At 29.9% G+C, this 20,602-nt stretch carries 20 protein-coding genes and 1 tRNA gene; 14 read left to right on the top strand and 7 right to left on the bottom strand.

Annotated features, from left to right (window positions below; translation table 11 throughout):
• Positions 1-9: 9 nt before the first annotated feature.
• Genes gatC through AC5SLZ_RS03285 form a run of 7 tightly spaced genes read left to right on the top strand, consistent with a single transcriptional unit; the run spans position 10 to position 6,645 of the window.
• A complete protein-coding gene (gatC, locus tag AC5SLZ_RS03315) occupies positions 10-297 on the top strand; it encodes an Asp-tRNA(Asn)/Glu-tRNA(Gln) amidotransferase subunit GatC (protein ID WP_028036922.1) in 288 nt (95 codons plus the stop codon).
• On the top strand, positions 297-1,754 hold the full coding sequence (gene gatA / locus AC5SLZ_RS03310) for an Asp-tRNA(Asn)/Glu-tRNA(Gln) amidotransferase subunit GatA (RefSeq protein WP_494616197.1): 1,458 nt from the start codon (positions 297-299) through the stop codon (positions 1,752-1,754). The genes gatC and gatA overlap by 1 nt, the downstream gene beginning before the upstream one ends.
• Entirely contained in the window at positions 1,754-3,229 is a 1,476-nt protein-coding gene (gatB, locus tag AC5SLZ_RS03305; RefSeq protein WP_494616196.1) for an Asp-tRNA(Asn)/Glu-tRNA(Gln) amidotransferase subunit GatB, read from the top strand. The genes gatA and gatB overlap by 1 nt, the downstream gene beginning before the upstream one ends.
• A 38-nt stretch (positions 3,230-3,267) precedes the next feature.
• Entirely contained in the window at positions 3,268-3,918 is a 651-nt protein-coding gene (locus AC5SLZ_RS03300; protein ID WP_494616194.1) for an O-methyltransferase, read from the top strand.
• Positions 3,918-4,826, top strand: a complete 909-nt coding sequence (gene trhO, locus AC5SLZ_RS03295; RefSeq protein WP_494616193.1) for an oxygen-dependent tRNA uridine(34) hydroxylase TrhO — start codon at positions 3,918-3,920, stop codon at positions 4,824-4,826. The genes AC5SLZ_RS03300 and trhO overlap by 1 nt, the downstream gene beginning before the upstream one ends.
• A gap of 6 nt (positions 4,827-4,832) precedes the next feature.
• Complete coding sequence (locus AC5SLZ_RS03290; RefSeq protein WP_494616192.1) at positions 4,833-6,203, top strand: MATE family efflux transporter; 1,371 nt, start codon at positions 4,833-4,835, stop codon at positions 6,201-6,203.
• A complete protein-coding gene (locus AC5SLZ_RS03285; RefSeq protein WP_494616190.1) occupies positions 6,166-6,645 on the top strand; it encodes a thermonuclease family protein in 480 nt (159 codons plus the stop codon). Before AC5SLZ_RS03290 ends, AC5SLZ_RS03285 begins: the two co-directional genes overlap by 38 nt.
• Positions 6,646-6,648: 3 nt before the next feature.
• Here AC5SLZ_RS03285 and AC5SLZ_RS03280 read toward each other — a convergent pair whose 3' ends face one another.
• From AC5SLZ_RS03280 to AC5SLZ_RS03255, 6 genes are read right to left on the bottom strand one after another with little or no spacing between them, the layout of a single operon-like run.
• Positions 6,649-7,380: an amino acid ABC transporter permease gene (locus AC5SLZ_RS03280; protein WP_494616189.1), complete on the bottom strand. Its 732-nt coding sequence runs from the start codon at positions 7,378-7,380 to the stop codon at positions 6,649-6,651.
• Between the two features lie 40 nt (positions 7,381-7,420).
• Positions 7,421-8,188 (bottom strand): transporter substrate-binding domain-containing protein, encoded by a 768-nt coding sequence (locus AC5SLZ_RS03275; RefSeq protein ID WP_494616187.1) that lies wholly within the window; start codon positions 8,186-8,188, stop codon positions 7,421-7,423.
• Between the two features lie 34 nt (positions 8,189-8,222).
• Positions 8,223-8,786 (bottom strand): sarcosine oxidase subunit gamma family protein, encoded by a 564-nt coding sequence (locus AC5SLZ_RS03270; protein WP_494616186.1) that lies wholly within the window; start codon positions 8,784-8,786, stop codon positions 8,223-8,225.
• Positions 8,779-11,784, bottom strand: coding sequence for a sarcosine oxidase subunit alpha family protein (locus tag AC5SLZ_RS03265; protein WP_494616185.1), 3,006 nt, complete (start codon positions 11,782-11,784; stop codon positions 8,779-8,781). The genes AC5SLZ_RS03270 and AC5SLZ_RS03265 overlap by 8 nt, the downstream gene beginning before the upstream one ends.
• A 1-nt stretch (position 11,785) precedes the next feature.
• Positions 11,786-12,061, bottom strand: a complete 276-nt coding sequence (locus AC5SLZ_RS03260) for a sarcosine oxidase subunit delta (RefSeq protein WP_494616184.1) — start codon at positions 12,059-12,061, stop codon at positions 11,786-11,788.
• The gene (locus AC5SLZ_RS03255; protein ID WP_494616183.1) at positions 12,061-13,314 is read right to left on the bottom strand and encodes a sarcosine oxidase subunit beta family protein; all 1,254 of its coding nucleotides are present in this window, start codon (positions 13,312-13,314) and stop codon (positions 12,061-12,063) included. Before AC5SLZ_RS03255 ends, AC5SLZ_RS03260 begins: the two co-directional genes overlap by 1 nt.
• A 67-nt stretch (positions 13,315-13,381) precedes the next feature.
• Between AC5SLZ_RS03255 and AC5SLZ_RS03250 the strand changes: the two genes are divergently transcribed.
• Positions 13,382-13,473: transfer RNA gene (locus AC5SLZ_RS03250), tRNA-Ser, on the top strand.
• On the opposite strand, the gene AC5SLZ_RS03245 is transcribed toward AC5SLZ_RS03250, so the two are convergent.
• Positions 13,474-15,702: a lytic transglycosylase domain-containing protein gene (locus tag AC5SLZ_RS03245; protein WP_494616181.1), complete on the bottom strand. Its 2,229-nt coding sequence runs from the start codon at positions 15,700-15,702 to the stop codon at positions 13,474-13,476.
• A 43-nt stretch (positions 15,703-15,745) separates the two neighbouring features.
• Here AC5SLZ_RS03245 and dapA point away from each other — a divergent pair, with 43 nt between their 5' ends.
• Genes dapA through AC5SLZ_RS03215 form a run of 6 tightly spaced genes read left to right on the top strand, consistent with a single transcriptional unit; the run spans position 15,746 to position 20,600 of the window.
• Positions 15,746-16,627, top strand: a complete 882-nt coding sequence (gene dapA / locus AC5SLZ_RS03240; protein WP_494616180.1) for a 4-hydroxy-tetrahydrodipicolinate synthase — start codon at positions 15,746-15,748, stop codon at positions 16,625-16,627.
• Positions 16,627-17,097, top strand: a complete 471-nt coding sequence (smpB, locus tag AC5SLZ_RS03235; protein ID WP_494616179.1) for an SsrA-binding protein SmpB — start codon at positions 16,627-16,629, stop codon at positions 17,095-17,097. Before dapA ends, smpB begins: the two co-directional genes overlap by 1 nt.
• Positions 17,063-17,575: a 2-amino-4-hydroxy-6-hydroxymethyldihydropteridine diphosphokinase gene (folK, locus tag AC5SLZ_RS03230; RefSeq protein ID WP_494616178.1), complete on the top strand. Its 513-nt coding sequence runs from the start codon at positions 17,063-17,065 to the stop codon at positions 17,573-17,575. The genes smpB and folK overlap by 35 nt, the downstream gene beginning before the upstream one ends.
• Before the next feature lie 19 nt (positions 17,576-17,594).
• Positions 17,595-19,340 carry a RelA/SpoT family protein gene (locus AC5SLZ_RS03225; protein WP_028036939.1) on the top strand — a complete coding sequence of 582 codons (1,746 nt, stop codon included), beginning with the start codon at positions 17,595-17,597 and terminating at the stop codon, positions 19,338-19,340.
• A complete protein-coding gene (pyrE, locus tag AC5SLZ_RS03220; protein WP_028036940.1) occupies positions 19,297-19,884 on the top strand; it encodes an orotate phosphoribosyltransferase in 588 nt (195 codons plus the stop codon). The genes AC5SLZ_RS03225 and pyrE overlap by 44 nt, the downstream gene beginning before the upstream one ends.
• On the top strand, positions 19,881-20,600 hold the full coding sequence (locus tag AC5SLZ_RS03215) for a pyridoxine 5'-phosphate synthase (RefSeq protein WP_494616176.1): 720 nt from the start codon (positions 19,881-19,883) through the stop codon (positions 20,598-20,600). The genes pyrE and AC5SLZ_RS03215 overlap by 4 nt, the downstream gene beginning before the upstream one ends.
• The last annotated feature ends 2 nt before the right edge of the window (positions 20,601-20,602 follow it).

The raw sequence follows: 20,602 nt of genomic DNA, 5'->3' as shown, positions 1-20,602 counted from the left end.
AAATACCATATGAGCATTGATCTTAAAACAATAAAACATATTTCAAAACTATCAAGGATTTCAGTTGATGAACAAAAAGCTGAAAAGCTTGCAGGTGATTTAAACTCAATTTTCAAATTTATTGAAAAATTGAATGAATTAGATACTGACAATGTAGAACCACTTACATCTGTTGCTGAAACAACTTTAAAATTTAGATCTGATGAAGTTAAAAATCAAAATATAAGAGAACAAATTATAAAAAATTCACCTGAAGATAACGAGGATTTTTTTGTAGTTCCAAAAGTTGTTGAATAATGTCTGATATAACTTCACAATCATTAACTTCATTAGTAAAAAATATTAAAGAAAAAAAATTATCCTCTGAGGAAGTTACCAAAGCTTTTGTTGATCGTTCTGAAAAATCAAAAGAATTAAATTCTTATATTACTGAAGATTTTTCAAATGCAATTGATAAATCAAAAAAATTTGATGAAAAACCCAATCTAGATTTAAAGCTCCCAGGAATACCAATGGCAGTAAAAGATCTTTTTTGTACTAAAGATATTAGAACTACTGCAGGTAGTAAAATTCTTGAAAATTTTATTCCCACTTACGAGTCTTCAGTGACTCAAAATATATGGAACGAAGGAGCTATTTTGCTTGGTAAATTAAATTGCGATGAATTTGCCATGGGATCCTCAAACGAAACAAGTTTCTATGGAAATGTTCAAAACCCAATTGATAAAGGATTGGTACCAGGTGGATCTTCTGGTGGTTCTGCTGCAGCAGTGAGTGGCCAACTGACACCGATTACGATAGGAACTGATACTGGTGGATCAATAAGACAACCAGCATCTTTTACAGGAACAGTAGGTTTAAAACCTACTTATGGAAGTTGTTCTAGGTATGGAATAGTTGCCTTTGCATCTTCATTAGATCAAGCGGGACCAATGTCACAAAATGTTGAGGACTGTGCATTGTTGCAAGAAGTAATTAGTTCTTATGACAACAAAGACTCTACATCAATAGATTTTAAAAGAAGTCAATATAGCAAAGAATTATCAAAAGATATTAAAGGAAAAAAAATAGGAATACCCAAAGAGTATAGAGTAGAGGGTATGCCAAAAGAAATTGAAGAGTTATGGAAAAAAGGAATTGAATACGCAAAAGATTGTGGTGCGGAGATAATTGATATTTCATTACCTAACACTAGTTATGCTTTACCAACATATTATATAGTTGCTCCCGCAGAAGCTTCCTCAAATTTAGCCAGATATGATGGTGTCAAGTATGGTTTTAGAGCTAAAGGCGAAAACTTAATAGATATGTATGAAAAAACAAGATCAGAAGGTTTTGGTGCTGAAGTCCAACGAAGAATAATGATTGGAACTTATGTTTTATCATCAGGATATTACGATGCTTATTACTTAAAAGCACAAAAAGTTAGAAAGTTGATTAAAAATGATTTTGATGAAGCGTATAAAAAAGTAGATGCTATTTTAACACCTTCAACACCTAGTTCAGCGTTTAAGATAGGTGAAAAGAAAAATGATCCAGTTTCAATGTATTTAAATGACATCTTTACTGTACCTGTAAATTTAGCAGGTTTGCCAGCTATATCTATACCAGCAGGTCTTGACGCATCAGGATATCCTTTAGGATTACAGATTATTGGTAAAGCATTTCAAGAACAAGAAATTTTAAATTTAGCATATGCAATGGAGGATAAAATTAATTTTAAAAATAAAATCACTGATTGGTGGATTAAATAGTGCCTAAAGAAAATTCAGAATATCTAATTGAAAGGTATGATAACGTTTATGAAGTTGTTATTGGTCTTGAAGTGCATGCGCAAGTAACATCTAATTCAAAATTATTTTCATCTTCATCAACAAAATTTGGAGCAGAACCTAACACCCAAGTTAGTTTAGTTGATGCTGCATTTCCAGGAATGTTACCTGTAATTAATGAATACTGTGTGAAACAAGCAATAAAAACAGGTATTGGTTTAAAAGCTAAAATTAATAAGAGATCAGTTTTTGATAGAAAAAATTATTTTTATGCTGATCTTCCTCAAGGATATCAAATTTCTCAATTTAAATACCCCATAGTAGGTGAAGGAACAGTGATTCTAGATATGCCTAATGGACAAAAAGAGGTTGGCATTGAAAGACTTCATTTAGAGCAAGATGCTGGAAAAAGTATTCATGATATGGATCCACAAAATACATTAGTAGATTTAAATAGATCGGGTGTAGCTCTAATGGAAATAGTAAGTAAACCTGATCTTAGAACCCCAGATGAAGTAAGTGCGTATATAAAAAAACTCAGATCAATAATGAGATATTTAGGTACTTGTGATGGTAACATGCAGGAAGGCTCTTTAAGAGCAGATGTTAACGTTTCTGTCAGATTAAAAGATTCTAAAGAACTTGGAACACGTTGTGAAATTAAAAATGTTAACTCTATAAAATTTATGCAAATGGCGATTGATTATGAAGCAAATAGACAAGTTGATTTAATTGAAGAGGGTAAATCGATTGACCAAGAAACAAGATTATTTGATACAAAAAAAAATGAAACTAGATCAATGAGATCTAAAGAAGATGCTCATGACTATAGATATTTTCCAGATCCAGATTTATTACCATTAGAAGTCAGCGATGAATTTATCGATCAATTAAAAGTGGATATTCCAGAATTACCTGACGATAAAAAGAAAAGATTTATAGATGAATTTAAAGTATCTGCTTATGAAGCTACAATTTTAGTATCTGATATTGATACCGCAAAGTACTTTGAAGAAGTTGTTGCAAAAATGGGTAAGAACCGTGATATGAAATTAGCTGTTAACTGGATTACGGGTGAATTATTTGCTGTCTTGAATAATAAAAATTTAGAAATATCTGAAAGTCCAATAAGTGCAAAAAATTTAGCTAAGTTAATTAATTTGATTAAAAATGGAACAATTTCTGGAAAAATAGCTAAAACAATATTTGAATTAATGTTGAATGGAGACAAAGATCCTCAAGTAATTGTTGAAGAAAAAGGTTTAAAACAAGAGAGTGACCCTAAAGCACTAGAAGCTTTAATTGATAAGATAATTGATGATAATCGAGAAAAAGCTATTGAATACAAAAATGGAAAAGAAAAATTATTTGGTTTTTTTGTGGGTCAAGCAATGAAAGTTTCTGGTGGTAAAGCTAACCCACAGTTAATAAATGAGATATTAAAGAAGAAACTTTAATTTTGTGAAATTGGTAGACACAAAGGACTTAAAAGGCCATGGGTACGAACCTAAAAATTAACGATAAACTTCAACAATACATAGATAATTTTAGCTTAAAGCTTAATCCTATTCAGCAAGAGATAATAGATCACAACAATACACTTGGTGATATTAAAAGAATGCAAGTTGCAACATCACAATGTCATTTTCTACACTTAATTATAAAAACTTCTAATATTAAAAATGTACTTGAAATTGGAACTTTCACAGGTCTAAGTGCACTTTCAATTTCACTCGCACTGCCTAATGATGGAAAACTTATAGCTCTTGATAAAAATGAAGAAACAAACAAAGTTGCTTTAAACTTTTTCAAAAAAGCAAATCAAGATCATAAAATTGAAACAAAAATAAAACCTGCTCTAGAAAGTTTAGATGAATTAAAAAATAATAAATTTGATATGGTTTTTATTGATGCGGATAAAATGAATTATAAAGAATATTATGAAAGATCTTTAAAGTTAGTAGATAAAGGTGGATTGATAATTATTGATAATGTTCTGTGGCATGGTGAAGTTGCTGACAAAGATAATCTAGATAAATATACCGTTAATATAAGAGAATTTAATTCATATGTTTCAAATGACAAAAGAGTGGAACAAATTATAGTACCATTGGGTGATGGGATGATGGTTTGTAGAGTTTTGTAATGTTTGAAGTTTTAGGTTTCTATAAATTTATAAAGATTAGATCTTTAAAAAAAAATAAAGACTTACTTCAAGATTTTTTAATTAAAAAGAAAATTAGGGGAACTATTATTATTGCAAATGAAGGTTTAAACGGAACAATATCTGGTGATATTAATGATATTAAAAGTATTATTAATAAATTAAAAAAAATATTTTCCTTCAAAGAATTTGATAACAGTAATAAATCCAAATCTGGTTTTCAACCATTCCATAAGCCAAAAGTAAAAATTAAAAAAGAAGTCATTCCTATGAGCTTGACTTTAAATTCTAAAGAAAGAAATTTGGATACACATTTAGATCCAAAAGAATGGAATAAATTAATCCAAAAAAAAGACACACATATAATAGATACAAGAAAACCTTTTGAATTTAATGTTGGGACGTTCAAAAAATCAGTTAACCCGGATGTTAATAATTTTAGAGACTTTCCTAAATACCTAAACAAACTTAAAAAAGACAAACCTGTTGCTATGTTTTGCACTGGGGGAATTAGATGTGAAAAAACTTCTGTTTATTTAAAAAAAAAAGGATTTAAAAATATCTACCAATTAAATGGTGGCATTTTAAATTATCTTAAAAAAACTAAGGAAAAAGATAGTTTGTGGAAAGGTGAATGTTTTGTTTTTGATAACAGAATCAGTCTTAAACATGGGTTAAAAGTTGGAAGTTACTTTATGTGTAGCGGTTGCAGAAAACCAATTTCAGTAAAAGATAAAAAATCTAAAAAATATGAAGAAGGTGTTTCTTGCCCAAATTGTCATGATGATTTAACTGATACTCAAAAAGCCAGATTTAGAATGAGACAGAAACAAATAAACCTTGCTAAAAAGAGTGGATCAAAGCATATATTCCAGAAAGAATTTAAATAAAAAATATTGTCTAAACAAATAAATTTAACAAAAGACCCTATTTGGGATCTTCTAAGAAAAGTAACAATTCCTGCAAGCGTAGGCTCTTTGTTCCAGACCTTCTACAATTTAGTCGATACTTGGTTTGCGGGTAGAATTTCAGCTGAAGCTATAGGTGCAGTAGCTAAATCATTTCCTATATATTTTGTAATCATAGCTGTTGGTGTAGGTATAGGTGCTGCAACAAATGCCTGTATAGGTAATTTATTAGGAGAAAAAAAATTTAATAAGGCATCACTATTTATTGCTCAATCAGTTATTTTTGCAATATTAACCTCCGTTATAGTCACATTATTTGGATTAAATGTTTCTAATTTTCTTTTAGGCGTAATGGGCTCTGATGTTTCAAGCATAGCTTTAACAAGAGAATATTTAGATATAATTTTCTACGGTACTTTTATCGTAATGATACAAATTTCTTTAAATGGCGCACTAAATGCTCAAGGTGATACTAAGAGCTACAGAAATGTATTAATTTTTAGCTTTTTCTTAAATATTTTTTTAAATCCATTATTTATTTGGGGTTATGGATTTATACCTGCCTTTGGTATAGGTGGACTTGCTATTGCAACAGTAATTTCTCAATCCATTGGAACATTTTATTTAGCTTATAAAATTAACTCATGTAAATTAAGAAAATATTTATACATACAGTGCTTCATTCCTAAATTAAATATGTTGAAAGAATTATTTTCTCAAGCACTTCCTATAATGTTTAGTATGCTCTTCATAGGAGTTGGTATATTTAATATTTTATATTTTATAGGACAGTTTGGTGAAATGGCAACAGCTGGCTATGGTTCTGCTTTAAGGGTTGAGCAAGTTTTTTTATTACCCGTTATTGGCTTGAATACAGCAGTACTTTCAATCGGTGGTCAGAACTTTGGTGCAAAGAAATTTAATCGTATAAGAGAATTATATACAAAGGCTCTTTTATTTGGCTCATCTTTTATGGTTGGTGCAGGAATTATATTATTTTTTGGAGCAGAATTTTTTGTATCTCAATTTACAGACAATTTAGAAGCAATTAAACATGGAACGCTTTACCTTAAGGTTGCAGCACTAATTGGTCCAATTTACCCAGTATTCTTTATCACCACAGCAGTATTCCAAGCTCTTAAAAAACCAATTTACAGCTTATATTTAAGCATTCTTAGGTTAACAGCATTTCCATTTTTATCTTTATGGTATGTTATTAATATAAGAGGAGGTGATTATAATGATATATTCTATACAATAATGGTTACTAACTGGGTAATGGGTATTGCTTTAATAATTTTCATTGGGTATTTTTTAAATAATGTTTTTAAGCAAAAGAAAAGCCATTTTAGTTATTAGTATTTTCATACTAATATTTTTTTTCACATACTCAGATATTAAATCTCAAGATATCAAGATAACAGATGGAGATACCATTAAAGTAAATGGAGAGAAAATTAGGTTTAGCGGTATTGATACTCCAGAATTAAAACAAACCTGTATTAAGCAAGGGATTAAAATACCATGTGGAATAACAGCCAAACAAATTCTTATAGATAAGATTGCTAATAATAATGTTTCCTGTGTAAAGGAAGGTCAAGATCGATATAAAAGAACTTTAGCCGAGTGTTTTGTAAATAACGATAGTTTATCAAGTTATTTAGTTAGAAGTGGCTATGCATTTGCTTATAGAAGGTATTCTAAAAAATTTATACCTGATGAAAATTATGCCAAATCTAATAAATTTGGTATGTGGTCGATGGAATTCGATTATCCATGGGATTGGAGAAGAAAAAATTAATATTTAATCTGTTCTTAAATTTTTCTCTAATTTTCTTACAAAGAAAGAAACAATTAATATTAAGACTAAATACTCCAATATTAAGAAAGTATAGATTTCTAAAGGTCTATAGGTAGTAACAACTAATTCATTAGCTTTTCTAGTTAAATCACCGATACCAATTATAGAAACCAATGATGACATTTTAAGAACATAAACAAATTGATTTCCAATAGCAGGTAAAATATTTTTTATTGCTTGAGGAAGTATTACTAACCTTAATCTTTTAAAGAAATTTAAACCTAATGAACTTCCAGCTTCCCATTGTGCTTTTTTAATTGAATTTATTCCTGCCCTAAAAATTTCAGCTTGAAAAGCGCTTTCACTTATAGCTAAAGCAATTATTCCAGAAACAAACGGACTAAAGCTAATTCCTGTCATTATTGGTAAACCATAGTAGATCCATAAAATTAAAACTAATAATGGAACAGCTCTTACAATTTCAACATAACCAATATTTATATAAGTTAAATATTTGTTTTTTGCTAAAGAGGGGATGGCAACAATAAAACCCAATATCATAGATATAATAATAGACACTACAGAGATAAAGATTGTTGTAGTTAATCCACTTAATAAGAATTTTAGATTTGTTAATCCCTCAACATTATTAGGTGAAATAATAAACCACCCTAGTTCTTGATTTGTACAAGAGGTGAGGGGAAATATTAAGAGTAAAAAAAATATATTTTTCACTCTTAAAATTATAGATAATTAATTGTTAATATCTAATTGATTATAAACTTTTAAGGTTATATTTAGCTAACAGCTGTTCAAAGAAACCAGAGCTTTTTTTCTTTTCTATCCAGTTACTGACATATTCATTCCAAACACTATCTTTTTTTGGAACCATCATAGCTAGAAAAGCAGGATTTTTTTCACCATCCTGAACTATTGCTAATTGTGGGTATTTAATAACTAGTTTATTAGCTTCTGTTGAACTTGTAATGTTTCCATCAGCTCTACCTGCTAAAACTTCTTGAAAATCTCTAGCTGGGGCTTCAACTGATTTTAAAGTAGAATTTGGGAAAAATTCTTTTGCTTTTTGCTCTTGAGAAGTTCCAAGTGTAGTAGCTATTTTAACACCATTTTTATTTAAAGAATCCCAAGTTGAAAACTTGTTTAAATTTTTTTTAAGAACTAGCGGTACTGTTCCATATTTGTAATATGTAGAAGTAAAACCAGCAACTTCTGCTCTTTTAGGGGTCTTAGTAACACTTGTTGATATATCATATCTACCTGAAGTAATTCCTGAAACGATAGTTTTCCATTCTGTTGGAACAAAAGTAACTTTTACACCCATGTCTTTTGCTAATTCATTCATTACATCAATATCAAAACCCTTATATTTATTTGTTGCTGGGTCTTTCATGGTCATTGGATCCCAGTCACCTGTAGTTCCAGCTTTTAATTCACCAGATGCTAATATCTGATCTAGTTTAGACTCTGCGTTAACTGAAAGGGGTAAAAGCACCATTAGTGCAAGTAAGATAAGTTTTTTCATAACTCTTTTTACCTACAAATGATTAAAAATAACCTTATAACCTTGACGCACTATCATTAATCCATGAGCACAAATGCTCTGAAAATGAACGCCTAACAAATAAATTAACTAAATTTTTACCCTTATTAATTATTATAACATCTATGTTATTTAGTAGGGTTTGTGTCGTTGATCCCTTTTTTTCTTTAAATTCATTAAAATTAAATGGACTACCAGATGCAAATAATTCATAAATATTTTTTCCTTCTAATTCTAGCATTACAAAATGATCTGTAACATCAATTACACCACCTAAATTTGTTTTTGAAACACTGTTGTATAAACTTTCTTCAACATCATATTTATTTGTATCTTTTTCACTTGTCTCGTTGGATATTATCATCCACTCATCTGGGCTTAGCCAAATAGAAGTAAGCTTAGAACTTGATGATGAAGTATTTGCTTCTGTAGGCAAAATCATATCTAAATGTTTACCAACTGTAGTAAAAAATTCTCTTTTTTTTCCTCTTAGATTAAGTTTCATTATAGGTGAAATTTCTTTAATAGAGATATCATTATGTTTAATTGCTTTATTAATTGGAGAATTATAATTAAGCATTCAACCTCTTATTTTCTTCATCAAAAAAAATTGAATTTGAAATAGTCACATTAATCGTTTTATTTTCCATTGGAATGAATAATTTTTTTCCCATCATATTCTTTCCACCCTTAACAACGGCTAAGGCAATAGATTTTTTTAAATTAGGACTGTAATAGCTTGATGTAACGTGCCCGAGCATATTGACAGGAGACTGATTAAGGTCCGAGACTATTTGTGCCCCTTCTTCTAAAACTATATTTGGATCATCTGTCACAAGCCCAACTAATTGTTTACGATCTTCTTTCATAGTATCCGATCTATAAAGTGATCTTTTACCAATAAAATCATATTTCTTTTTACTTACAACCCAATCCATCTGAAGATCAATAGGGGTCATCGTTCCATCTGTATCTTGACCAACAATAATAAAGCCTTTTTCAGCACGTAGTAAATGCATAGTTTCAGTTCCATATGGAGTTATATTAAATTCATTACCTGCTTCCATACATTTTTCCCAAAGAGCTTTTCCATAATTTGCTTGAACATTAATTTCATAGCTATGTTCTCCAGTAAAACTAATTCTCATTATTCTACATTTAATATTTCCAATTTGAGTATTCTTAAATGACATATGAGGAAAACTTTCTTCAGATAAATCTAGATCAGGAATAATTTTATTTAATATTTTCTTACTATTTGGACCACAAATACTAGCTGTAGCGTAATGATCAGTTACAGAAGTTAAATAAACATCAAGTTCAGGCCATTCAGTTTGTAGGTAATCTTCAAGTTTACCTAAAACGTTTGCAGCACCACCGGTTGTTGTTGTCATCAGGTAATGATTTTCTCCAAGTCTTGTAGTAACGCCATCGTCATAAACCATGCCATCCTCGTTTAACATTAAACCATATCTACACTTACCAATACCAAGTTTTGACCAAGCGTTTGTATAAATCCTATTTAAAAATTCTGATGCATCACTACCTTGAATGTCAATTTTACCTAATGTTGATGCATCTAATATCCCGGCACTTTCTCTTGCTGCAACACTTTCTCTTTGAACAGCTTCATGCATAGTTTCACCTTTAATAGGGTAGTACCAAGCTCTCTTCCACTGACCAACATTTTCAAATTCAGCTTTATTTTCTATGTGCCAATCATTCATAGGAGTTCTTCTGAATACATCAAAATACTCTCCAACATTACGCCCAACAATAGTTCCAAAAGTTAGTGGTGTATAAGGAGGTCTAAATGTTGTGGTTCCAAGCTCACCCATTTTAACACCAGCTGTATCAGCAATTATTCCAAGTGCATGCATATTCCCAAGTTTACCTTGATCAGTACCCATACCAGTTGTTGTATATCTTTTCACATGTTCTATTGATCTAAAGCCTTCTCTTAGAGCAAGCTTAATATCCTTTGCTGTTGCATCATTTTGGTAATCAACAAATGGTTTTGTTTTTCCTATTGGTTTATCTGATGGTAAAAGCCAAATATTTCTTTTTGAATTATCCTCTTCACTTTCTATAGATAAGTTGTCAAAATCTGTTTTTTCAATTTTTAAAAATTTTTTTAAATTATTTGATAAATTATTTACAATTTCATTTATCTTAAAATCCCCATTACAAGATCCAACACTTAATTGATCAGATGGATATTTGTTTGGTAAAAAAACTTTATTGTTTTCATCAAATTTTAGTTTTCCACCTGATTGTGTAAATAAATGGACAGCAGGGGTCCAACCTCCAGCTACACCTAGACAATCACAAGAAATATCTATTTTGTTTCCAGTTACAGACAAACCATCATTAGACAGCTTCATTGCCGATATAGAATTTAGTCTTTTATAGCCTTTTGTATCTACAATTGTGTGAGACCAATGAATTTTTATACCAACATTCTCAACTGCTTTTATAATTTTTGAATTTGAACTTTCCCTGATATCAATAACTGCCTCAACTTTAATACCTTTGTTGTGAAGGCATAAGGCAGTTTCGTAAGCACTATCATTATTAGTAAAAAAAACATTTTTTTTACCCGAAACTACACCAAAAAAATCAGCATATTTTTTTATAGCTGAAGAAAGCATAATCCCAGGCCTATCATTATTATTAAAGATAAGTGGCCTTTCTAATGCACCTGTTGCAAGAATAACTTTTTTAGCTCTAATTTTTAATAATCTTTGTCTAATTTTACCTTGTTTATTTTTTTTCTCTAAATGATCTGTCAAGTTTTCTCTTGCTAATAAATAATTATATCCATGAAATGCCGCAACGCTTGTTCTGGTTTTAACTTCTAGATTTCTGATATTGTTTAATTCTTTAATTTCTTTTTTAATCCAATCCGAAGAACTTTGGTTTTCAATTTTATTAAATTCTCTATTTTGATAAATAGTTGATCCTCCCAATTCATTTTTTTCATCTACCAATAATGTTTTAAAATTATTTTTTGCAGCATTTTTAGCAGCTAAAATTCCAGATATACCAGCTCCAACTACCAATACATCACAATGAACATATCTGTGATCATAAATATCAGGATCTCTATCTGTTGGGGATTTACCTAAACCAGCTGAATGTCTAATTAAAAATTCATATTTCTCCCAGAAGCTTGCTGGCCACATAAATGTTTTGTAATAAAATCCAGCGGGTAAAAATGCTGAAATTGCATTATTTATTCCTCCAATATCAAAATTTACACTTGGCCAACAATTTTGGCTAGATGCCTCTAGTCCTTCATATATCTCTAGCTCTGTAGCTCTCACATTTGGTTCGGTTCTATTAGTTTTATCATTTACCTGAACAATTGCGTTTGGCTCTTCAGATCCAGCAGTCATTATGCCTCTTGGTCTATGATATTTAAAACTTCTACCAACTAAATGAATATCATTAGCGAGTAGAGCAGAAGCTAATGTGTCCCCTTTGAATCCGTAGTAAATTTTGCCATTAAATTTAAAAGAAACTCTAACAGTTTCATCTATAAATTCACTCGATTGAACTCTTAAATTTGTTGGCATATTATTCTGAAGGAGGTTTTTTACCCATTTTATAAATTAATTTTATCTCATCGTTAGATGTGTCTCTCACCATATTAAACCATTTTCTACACCCATGTGCATGATTCCATCTTTCAAATTGAACTCCTTTAATATTTTTTCTCATAAACAAATACTCTGCCCATTCATCATCACTTAATTCTGTTGGTTGTTTTGGTCTTTCTATATGCGCTTCTCCACCAGCTTTAAATTCTTGATGGTCCCGCTCACCACAATATGGGCATTTTATGATAAACATTAATGAGCAACCGCTGCAGCACCATGTTCATCAACAAGGTCTCCGCTTACAAATCTATTTAAGTTGAATGCAGCATTTAGCTTATGAGGTTCATCATTAGCAATAGTGTGCGCAAATAAATCTCCCGAACCAGGTGTTGCTTTAAATCCACCCGTTCCCCAGCCACAATTAAAATATAATCCTTTAACAGAGGTCTTGCTTAATATTGGACTAGCATCTGGACAAATATCCACAATACCTCCCCATTGCCTCAACATTCTCATTCTACTAAAAATAGGGTATAGTTCTAAAATAGCATTTAATGTTCCTTCTACTATCTGGTGACTACCTTTTTGCGAATATGAAACGTAGTCGTCTGTTCCTGCGCCAATTACCAGTTCACCCTTATCTGATTGACTAACATAAGCATGCACCGCGTTAGACATAACTACAGTATCAATAATTGGTTTAACAGGTTCTGAAACCAATGCTTGTAATGGTTTACTTTCAAGAGGCAATTTTATACCAGCCATATTTGCTACAACACTTGAATGACCAGCGGCAACAACGCCAATTTTTTTTGTTTTTATAAAACCTTTTGTTGTTTCTAAACCTTCAACAGTATCAAGATTTCTTTTAATTCCTTTAACTTCACAATTTTGAATTATATCAACACCCATTTCATCTGCTCCTCTAGCATAACCCCAAGCAACAGCATCATGTCTTGCTGTTCCAGCTCTTCGTTGTAAAGTTCCGCCTAGAACAGGATATCTGATATCCGGTGATGTATTAATTATTGGACAAAATTTTTTTACTTCTTCAGTACTCAAATAAACAGCATCTATACCATTTAATCTATTCGCATGAGTCCTTCTTTTTAAATCTCTGACATCTTGAAGATTATGAGCAAGATTCATAACACCTCTTTGGCTGAACATTACATTATAATTTAGTTCCTGAGATAAACCTTCCCAAATTTTTAATGCATGATCATAAAGCCCTGCGCTTGCATCCCACAAATAATTTGATCTAATTATGGTAGTATTTCTTCCAGTATTTCCTCCACCAATCCAACCTTTTTCAACAACTGCAATATTTTTCATATTGTGTTTTTTTGCCAAATAATATGCGGTCGCTAAACCATGACCACCTCCACCAATAATAACAGCATCATATTCTTTTTTTGGCAAAGGATCTTTCCATGCTCTTTGCCAATTCTCATGGTATGAGAAAGCATTTTTGATTAGCGAAAATACAGAGTACTTATTTTTCATTATTATCGAATAATTACTTTATAAATATTGAATTTTCAATACAATCACTTAATACACTATGTCATACGGAAGAGTGGGTGAGAGGCTGAAACCAGTCGTTTGCTAAATGACCGTGCGAGGAAACTTGTACCGAGGGTTCGAATCCCTCCTCTTCCGCCATTAAAATAGGGGATGGTCTTTAAAAAAGTCTTTCATTTGTATAGGTTTTTTTTCCAAGATATATCTGTAAACATTATAGTTTTCTAAAACACGCTGAACATAGTTTCTTGTTTCTCTAAATTTTATCAACTCAACCCAATCTACAAAATTGATTTGTTTTTTTTGAGGATTTTTATTTAATTTTTTCCAATATTTAACTCTATTAGGTCCTGCGTTATAAGCTGCTACAGCAAAAGGATAGGCACCATCATATTGTAAAATTAAACCAGCAATATAATGAGAACCTAGATTAATGTTATATTCAGGATCAGTAGTAAGTCTTGATTTTGAATAAGGAAGTTTTGCTTGTTTGGAAACTAGCTTGGCCGTGTAAGGCATTAATTGCATCAAACCTTTTGCACCTGCGTGACTATTAGCACTCAAATCAAATTCACTTTCTTGCCTGATGATAGATAGGATAAAAGCACTTTCAGGAATTTTTCGACCATTGATATTTTTGGGAGTGCTTATAATTGGATAATTAAATTGGTTATGAAATCTTTTTTGATAAGAGGCTATTTTCGAAACTTGTATTGCAAAATCATATCTTTCAATATTTGTTGCAAGTTCAGCAGCTAAAACCTCACTCCCTTTGTTAATATTATCATTAGCAAGATGTCTTAAAATGAATTTTGTGTATTTGTCTTTTTTTAATTCATTTAAGAGATAAACAATTTTAACAAGTTCTTTATTAAAAAATATATAACGATACTTATTATCAACTTCCATATCTTTTTTAAGTTCAAATTTACCGTTTGGATTTAATTTTAAAAAAGCTAACTGACCGTAATATGTGGTTAAATATTTTGATGCTTCTACATACCATTTATTAGATTGTGCTTTATTACCTAATTTCTCATAAGATCTTGCAAGCCAATAAGCACCTCTAGATGTGCTAATAGGATAACTTACATTTTTATAAAAATTTCGAAAATGATCTTTTGCAATTAGTGGGTCATTCAAAAAACTTAGGGCAATCCAGCCACTCATCCATTCGGCAGCTGCAAATTCAGAACCTTCTGTCATTCCATGATTACTTGAAATTTTATATGCTATTTCATATTTTTTTTTGTATATAAGTGCTCGTGAAATTATTTCACGTTCTTTCCACCATTTTTCAGGCTTAACTAAATAATCTTTATCATTTCTAATTTTAAGTAAAATTTCTGCAGATGCGTCCACTCTACCTTTTTTTCTTCTCCATTTTAATCTGTCATAATTTAATCCTGCATTATTTTTAAATTTTTCTGGTACATTTTTTATTGCTTGGTCAACACCATAGCCTTTACTGATTAAAATTTGTCTTGCCGTATATAAAAGTTCATAATCTTTAGGTAGATATCTTGTTAATCTCCTAAGATCCCAATATTTGCCATCCCAAGCTAGATAATCAGCTCTATTAATATAATCCTCTGCATTTAAATATTTCTTAAATTTTTTTCTAAAAAATTTTAAATCATTTTTAGATAATTTTGCAGTTATCCATCCTTCTTTTATTAAATTTGTTCCCTTTATTTTGTTACCAGTTAGAGCATAACTTTCTCCAAGTATCATTTTTCCAAATCCACTTAACGGTTCTGCTTGACCAAACCAATTAATTATTTTCTTTGGTGATATTTTTGATGTGGATAGCTTATGTTCAGCAAGGTACTTTAATCTATCAATTCTTGGATATTGGCTATTTTTATCTATAAAAGTTTTATAATCATAAAATGATGCCTGATTTCCTGTGGTTAAAAGGTATCGCCACTGAATAAAATTATATATTGATTTATCCTTAGCTTTTTTTGCAGTTTTAAGTGACGAAGACCACTTATTTTTTTGCATTTCAGATATTGCCTTTTTTGCAATATTAAAATCTTTTTTATTATAATATTTAGAAATTTTGACACTTCTAGACTTAGTTAATCCAGCTATAGCAGGCTTTTTTTTAGGAATTTTAAATGATAATTTTTTATCTTTTTTTGTTTTTTTTATTTCAGCTACTTCTTTTCGTTCAACTTTAACATTTTTGTTTTTACTTGGTTTCCTTAAAGGTTTTAAAATGTTTTGAGATATTTTATTCTTTATTTCTTTATCAGTAAGGGAGGGTTTTTTTAGAGGAATTATTAAAGATGTTTCAGCCAAAGCATAACTAAAATTTAAAAAAATTGTTATCAACAATCCAATAAATAATAATATTTTAAGCATAATGTTTTAGTATATGAATCTATAAACTATGTTATAAGTATTTATGTTCAAAGGATCAAATGTTGCTTTAATAACACCATTTAAAGATAATGGTCTTGATGAAGAAGCTTATATAAAATTAATTCATTTTCATATGGATAATGGTACCAGTGGTCTGGTTCCTGCCGGAACTACAGGAGAGTCACCAACTTTGAACCATAATGAACATCAAAGAGTTATTGATTTATGTATAAAAGAGAGCAATGGAAGAATACCTGTCATAGCAGGAACAGGATCTAACTCTACAGAAGAAGCTATTTCATTAACCTCACACGCTGAAAAAGCTGGTGCTAATGGTGCTTTAGTTGTTACGCCTTATTACAATAAACCAACTCAAGAGGGTTTGTATCAACACTATAAAGCTATTAATGACAAATGTGGAATTCCAATTATAATTTATAACATACCTGGTAGGTCAGTAATAGATATGTCAGTTGATACAATGGCAAGACTATTTGAATTAAAAAACATTATAGGTGTGAAAGATGCTACAGGTGATCTTGATAGAGTTGACCAACAATTGACTAAAATGGGAAAAGATTTTATTCAATTGACCGGCAATGATGATAATGCTTTTGAGTTTAATAAAAGAGGTGGTGTTGGGACTATTAGCGTGACAGCAAATATTGCACCTAAGCTTTGTTCTGATTTTCAAAAACTCTCAGTTTCAAATAATGAAATTGATATTGCTGAAGCTGAAAAATTAGATAAAATTTTACAACCAGTGCATAGTGCAATGTTTATTGAAAGTAACCCGAGTCCAGTTAAGTATGCTGCTAAATTAATGAATTTATGTGATGATGGGGTTAGATTGCCTTTGGTCAAAACTTCTGAAAATGCTAAACCTGTTATCAAAAAAGCTTTAGAATCAGCAAAATTGATTTAATGAACAAAAAAACCAATCCTGGTTTAAAAATTATTTGTTTAAATAGAAAAGCTAGTTTTAATTATTTTTTTGAAGATCTTTTAGAGGCTGGAATTGTTTTAAAAGGATCAGAAATAAAATCTATAAGAGATGGAAAAGTTAATATAGCAGATTCTTATGCTGTAGAAAAAAATGGTGAATTAGTTTTAATAAATTCTCATATATCAGCCTATAAACAGGCAAGTTATTCAAATCACAATCCAACTGACGAAAGAAAACTTTTACTAAATAAAAAAGAAATTAATAAATTAATTGGTAAAATGCAAAGGGATGGATTTACTATTGTTCCCACTAAAATGTATTTTAAAAAAGGAAAAGCTAAAGTTGAATTAGCTGTTGCAAAAGGAAAAAAGCAATTTGATAAAAGAGCTACAAAAAAAAATCGAGATTGGAACCGTGAAAAAGCAAGATATATCAAAAAATCGAGCTAAAAATATTTTTTTAGGAATTGGTTCAAATTTAGGAAATAGAATTATTAATATTGAAAAAGCAAAATCACTTTTATTGGTAAATGGAATAAATTTTATTTCTGTATCAAATTATTACGAAACCCCATCATGGCCAGATCCAAAAAAACCAAAGTTTATAAATATTGTTTTAAAAGCTAGCTGCAAGCACGAACCTCAGGAAATGATCAATTTATGTAAAATTATTGAAGCTAAATTAGGCAGAAGAAAATCTACCAAAAATTCACCAAGAATCTGTGATATAGATATCATTGACTTTGATGGGTTGGTTTTGAAAGATGAACTATGTCTTCCCCATTCAAGAATGCATGAAAGAAATTTTGTTTTATTCCCTTTATTTGAAATCGAAAAAGAGTGGGTTCACCCAATTAAAAAAGTTAACATAAAAAAGTTAATTTTTTCCCTACCAATTAAAGATATTAGATCTATTAAACAAATTTGAATTAATGTTATAATAAAATATGCTTAATTCTAATGAGTTAATAAATAAGGTTAAAATTTATAATAAATTTTTAAATCCAGAAAGATTAGATAAAGCTTTTAATTTTGCTGTTAAAGCTCATCAAAATCAAAAAAGAGCATCAGGTGATCCGTATTCAGTACATCCTATAGAGGTTGCTAATATTTTGACTGAACTAAAACTTGATAGTGCAACAATTACCACAGGTTTACTTCATGACACAATAGAAGACACCTTCGCTACTTATGAAACTATTAAAAACGAATTTGGTGATGAGATTGCTGAGTTAGTTGATGGTGTTACAAAAATATCTGTATTTGAAAATACTGCTGGCTTAAATTCAAAGGTAGAAAATTTTAGAAAATTAATTTTAGCTACATCTAAAGATATAAGAGTTTTATTAGTAAAAATTGCTGATCGTCTTCACAATATGAGAACGATTAAAGCAATTCCAAAAGAGGAAAAAAGACAACGTATAGCACAAGAGACCATGGAAATTTATGCACCCTTAGCTGATAGAATGGGTATGCACAGAATAAGAGATGAACTTGAAGATTTATCTTTTGAAATTTTAAATAACGAAGCAAGAAAATTAATTAAAAATAGACTTGATGAAATTAAATTAGATAAAAAAGATCTCTTTGAATCTCTTTCTTTTGAATTAAGTTCAATTTTAAATGAAAATCATATTAATGCAGAAATACATGGTCGTGAAAAAACTCCTTTTTCAATTTGGCGTAAAGTTCAAAAAAAAAGAATTTCACTTGAACAAATCACGGACATAATTGGATTTAGAATTACACTTTCGTCGGTAGATGAATGTTATAAAACACTAGGTATATTTCATAAAAAATGGAACTGCATTCCAGGTAAGTTTAAGGATTACATATCATCACCTAAAATTAATGGCTATAAATCTCTACATACATCTGTCATTGGCTCCAATCAAAAACCAATTGAAATTCAAATTAGAACAAATGAGATGCATGAATTTGCTGAAAGAGGAGTTGCCTCTCATTGGAAATATAAATCTTCAGAAAAATTTAATTCTTTAAGTTGGAAAGAATATGATTGGTTAAAGGATCTTGTTGAAATTATCGAAAAAAATGAAAATCCTGAACATTCCTATGAGTACACAAAGCTTCAAATGTTCCAGGAAAATGTATTTTGTTTTACTCCAAAAGGCTCAGTTATAAAATTACCAAAAGATGCAACACCAATTGATTTTGCATACGCTGTACACACAAAGATAGGTAACACTGCAATAGGATGTGAAATTAATGGAAATAAATCTGAATTACAGGAATTATTAAGAAATGGAGATAGGGTAAATATAATTACATCTAAAAATCAATCACCTTCATTACACTGGATACCAATAACTAAAACAGGAAAAGCAAGAGCAGCTATTAGAAGATATTGGCACGATAAAGGGGAGCAAAAAGAGGAAAAAATAAAGAAATATAACACTACTTTATGGATTTCATTACCTGATCAGCCAGGTCAGTTAGGGGATATAAGTTCATTGATTGGTAGTCACAAACTTAATATTTCAAATGTTGAAATGGCAGGTAAAAGTACAAAATACATTAACTTTAAATTCAAACTAATCATAACGAACCTTAAAAACTTCACAAATTTTATTGCAGAGCTTAAACAAAAAGGTATAAAATTTAAGATAATTAGACACGAAGATAAAAGAAATGCTTTCACTCAAAAAATCCTTAAATATTTTAAAAAAGACTGATGCTCTTTTAGAAGGACATTTTGTACTATCTTCTGGCTTACACTCATCAAAATATATTCAATGTGCAAAACTTTTAAGTTTTCCATTTTTAGCTGAGAAAATATGCAAATCTCTAGCCAATAAAATTAAAAAAAAACATAAAAATATTGATTTAATTTTAGCTCCAGCTATGGGTGGTGTAATCATTGGTTATGAAGTGGGTAAACTTTTAAAAAAAGAAACAATATTTTGTGAACGTGTTAGTGGAAAATTTAAATTAAGAAGAGGATTTGAAATCAAAAAAGGTGCAAAGGTTTTAATTATTGAGGATGTTATAACAACTGGAAAATCAAGCTTAGAATGTGTTAAACTAATAAAAAAAGCTGATGCAAAACTCATAGGTTTTGCTTCCATAATAGATAGATCAACTAAAAAATCGCTTAGGATTAAGACTGGAATTATATCACATTTAAAAATTGATGTTCCAACATATACTGAAAACCAATTACCCCATGACCTAAAGTCAATGCCTATCACCACGCCTGGAAGTAGATTTATTAAGTGAAAAGATTAGGGGTAAATATTGATCATGTAGCTACCGTAAGGAATGCTAGAGGAGAAAATCATCCTGATCCATATTATGCAGCTTTACAAGTTATGAAAATGGGTGCTGACTCAGTAACTATCCATTTGAGAGAAGATAGAAGACACATAAATGATTTAGATGCAAAAAAAATTTGCAAAACAAAAAGTGTCTTAGTTAATCTTGAAATTTCTATGAATGATAAGATTGTAAATAATGCGCTCAAAATTAAACCAGATTATATTTGTCTTGTTCCTGAAAACCGTAAAGAGATAACCACAGAAGGTGGATTAAATATAATAAAAAATAAAAAAAGATTAAAAAGTATCATTGAAAAGTTTAAAAAGAAAAAAATTCGGACCAGTTTATTTATAAACCCATCGATTAAAGATATTACATTATCAAAAGAACTTAATGTAGATTGTGTTGAAATTCATACCGGAAAATTGTCGAACTTGGTAAAGTCAAAAAAAAAATATAATAATGAATTAAATAGAATTAAGAAATGCTCTATCTTGGCAAGTAAACTTAATATAGAAGTCCATGCTGGCCACGGACTTGATTATAAAACAACAGGTATATTAAACAAAATTAAAGAGATTGAAGAATTTAATATAGGACATTTTATAATTGGTGAGTCTATATTTATTGGTCTTTCAAAAGTAATTAAAAAATTTAAAAGTATTATAAAAAATTAATT

The organism is Candidatus Pelagibacter sp. PS_06 (assembly GCF_059418045.1).
This window is presented reverse-complemented; position numbering and strand designations above follow the sequence as displayed.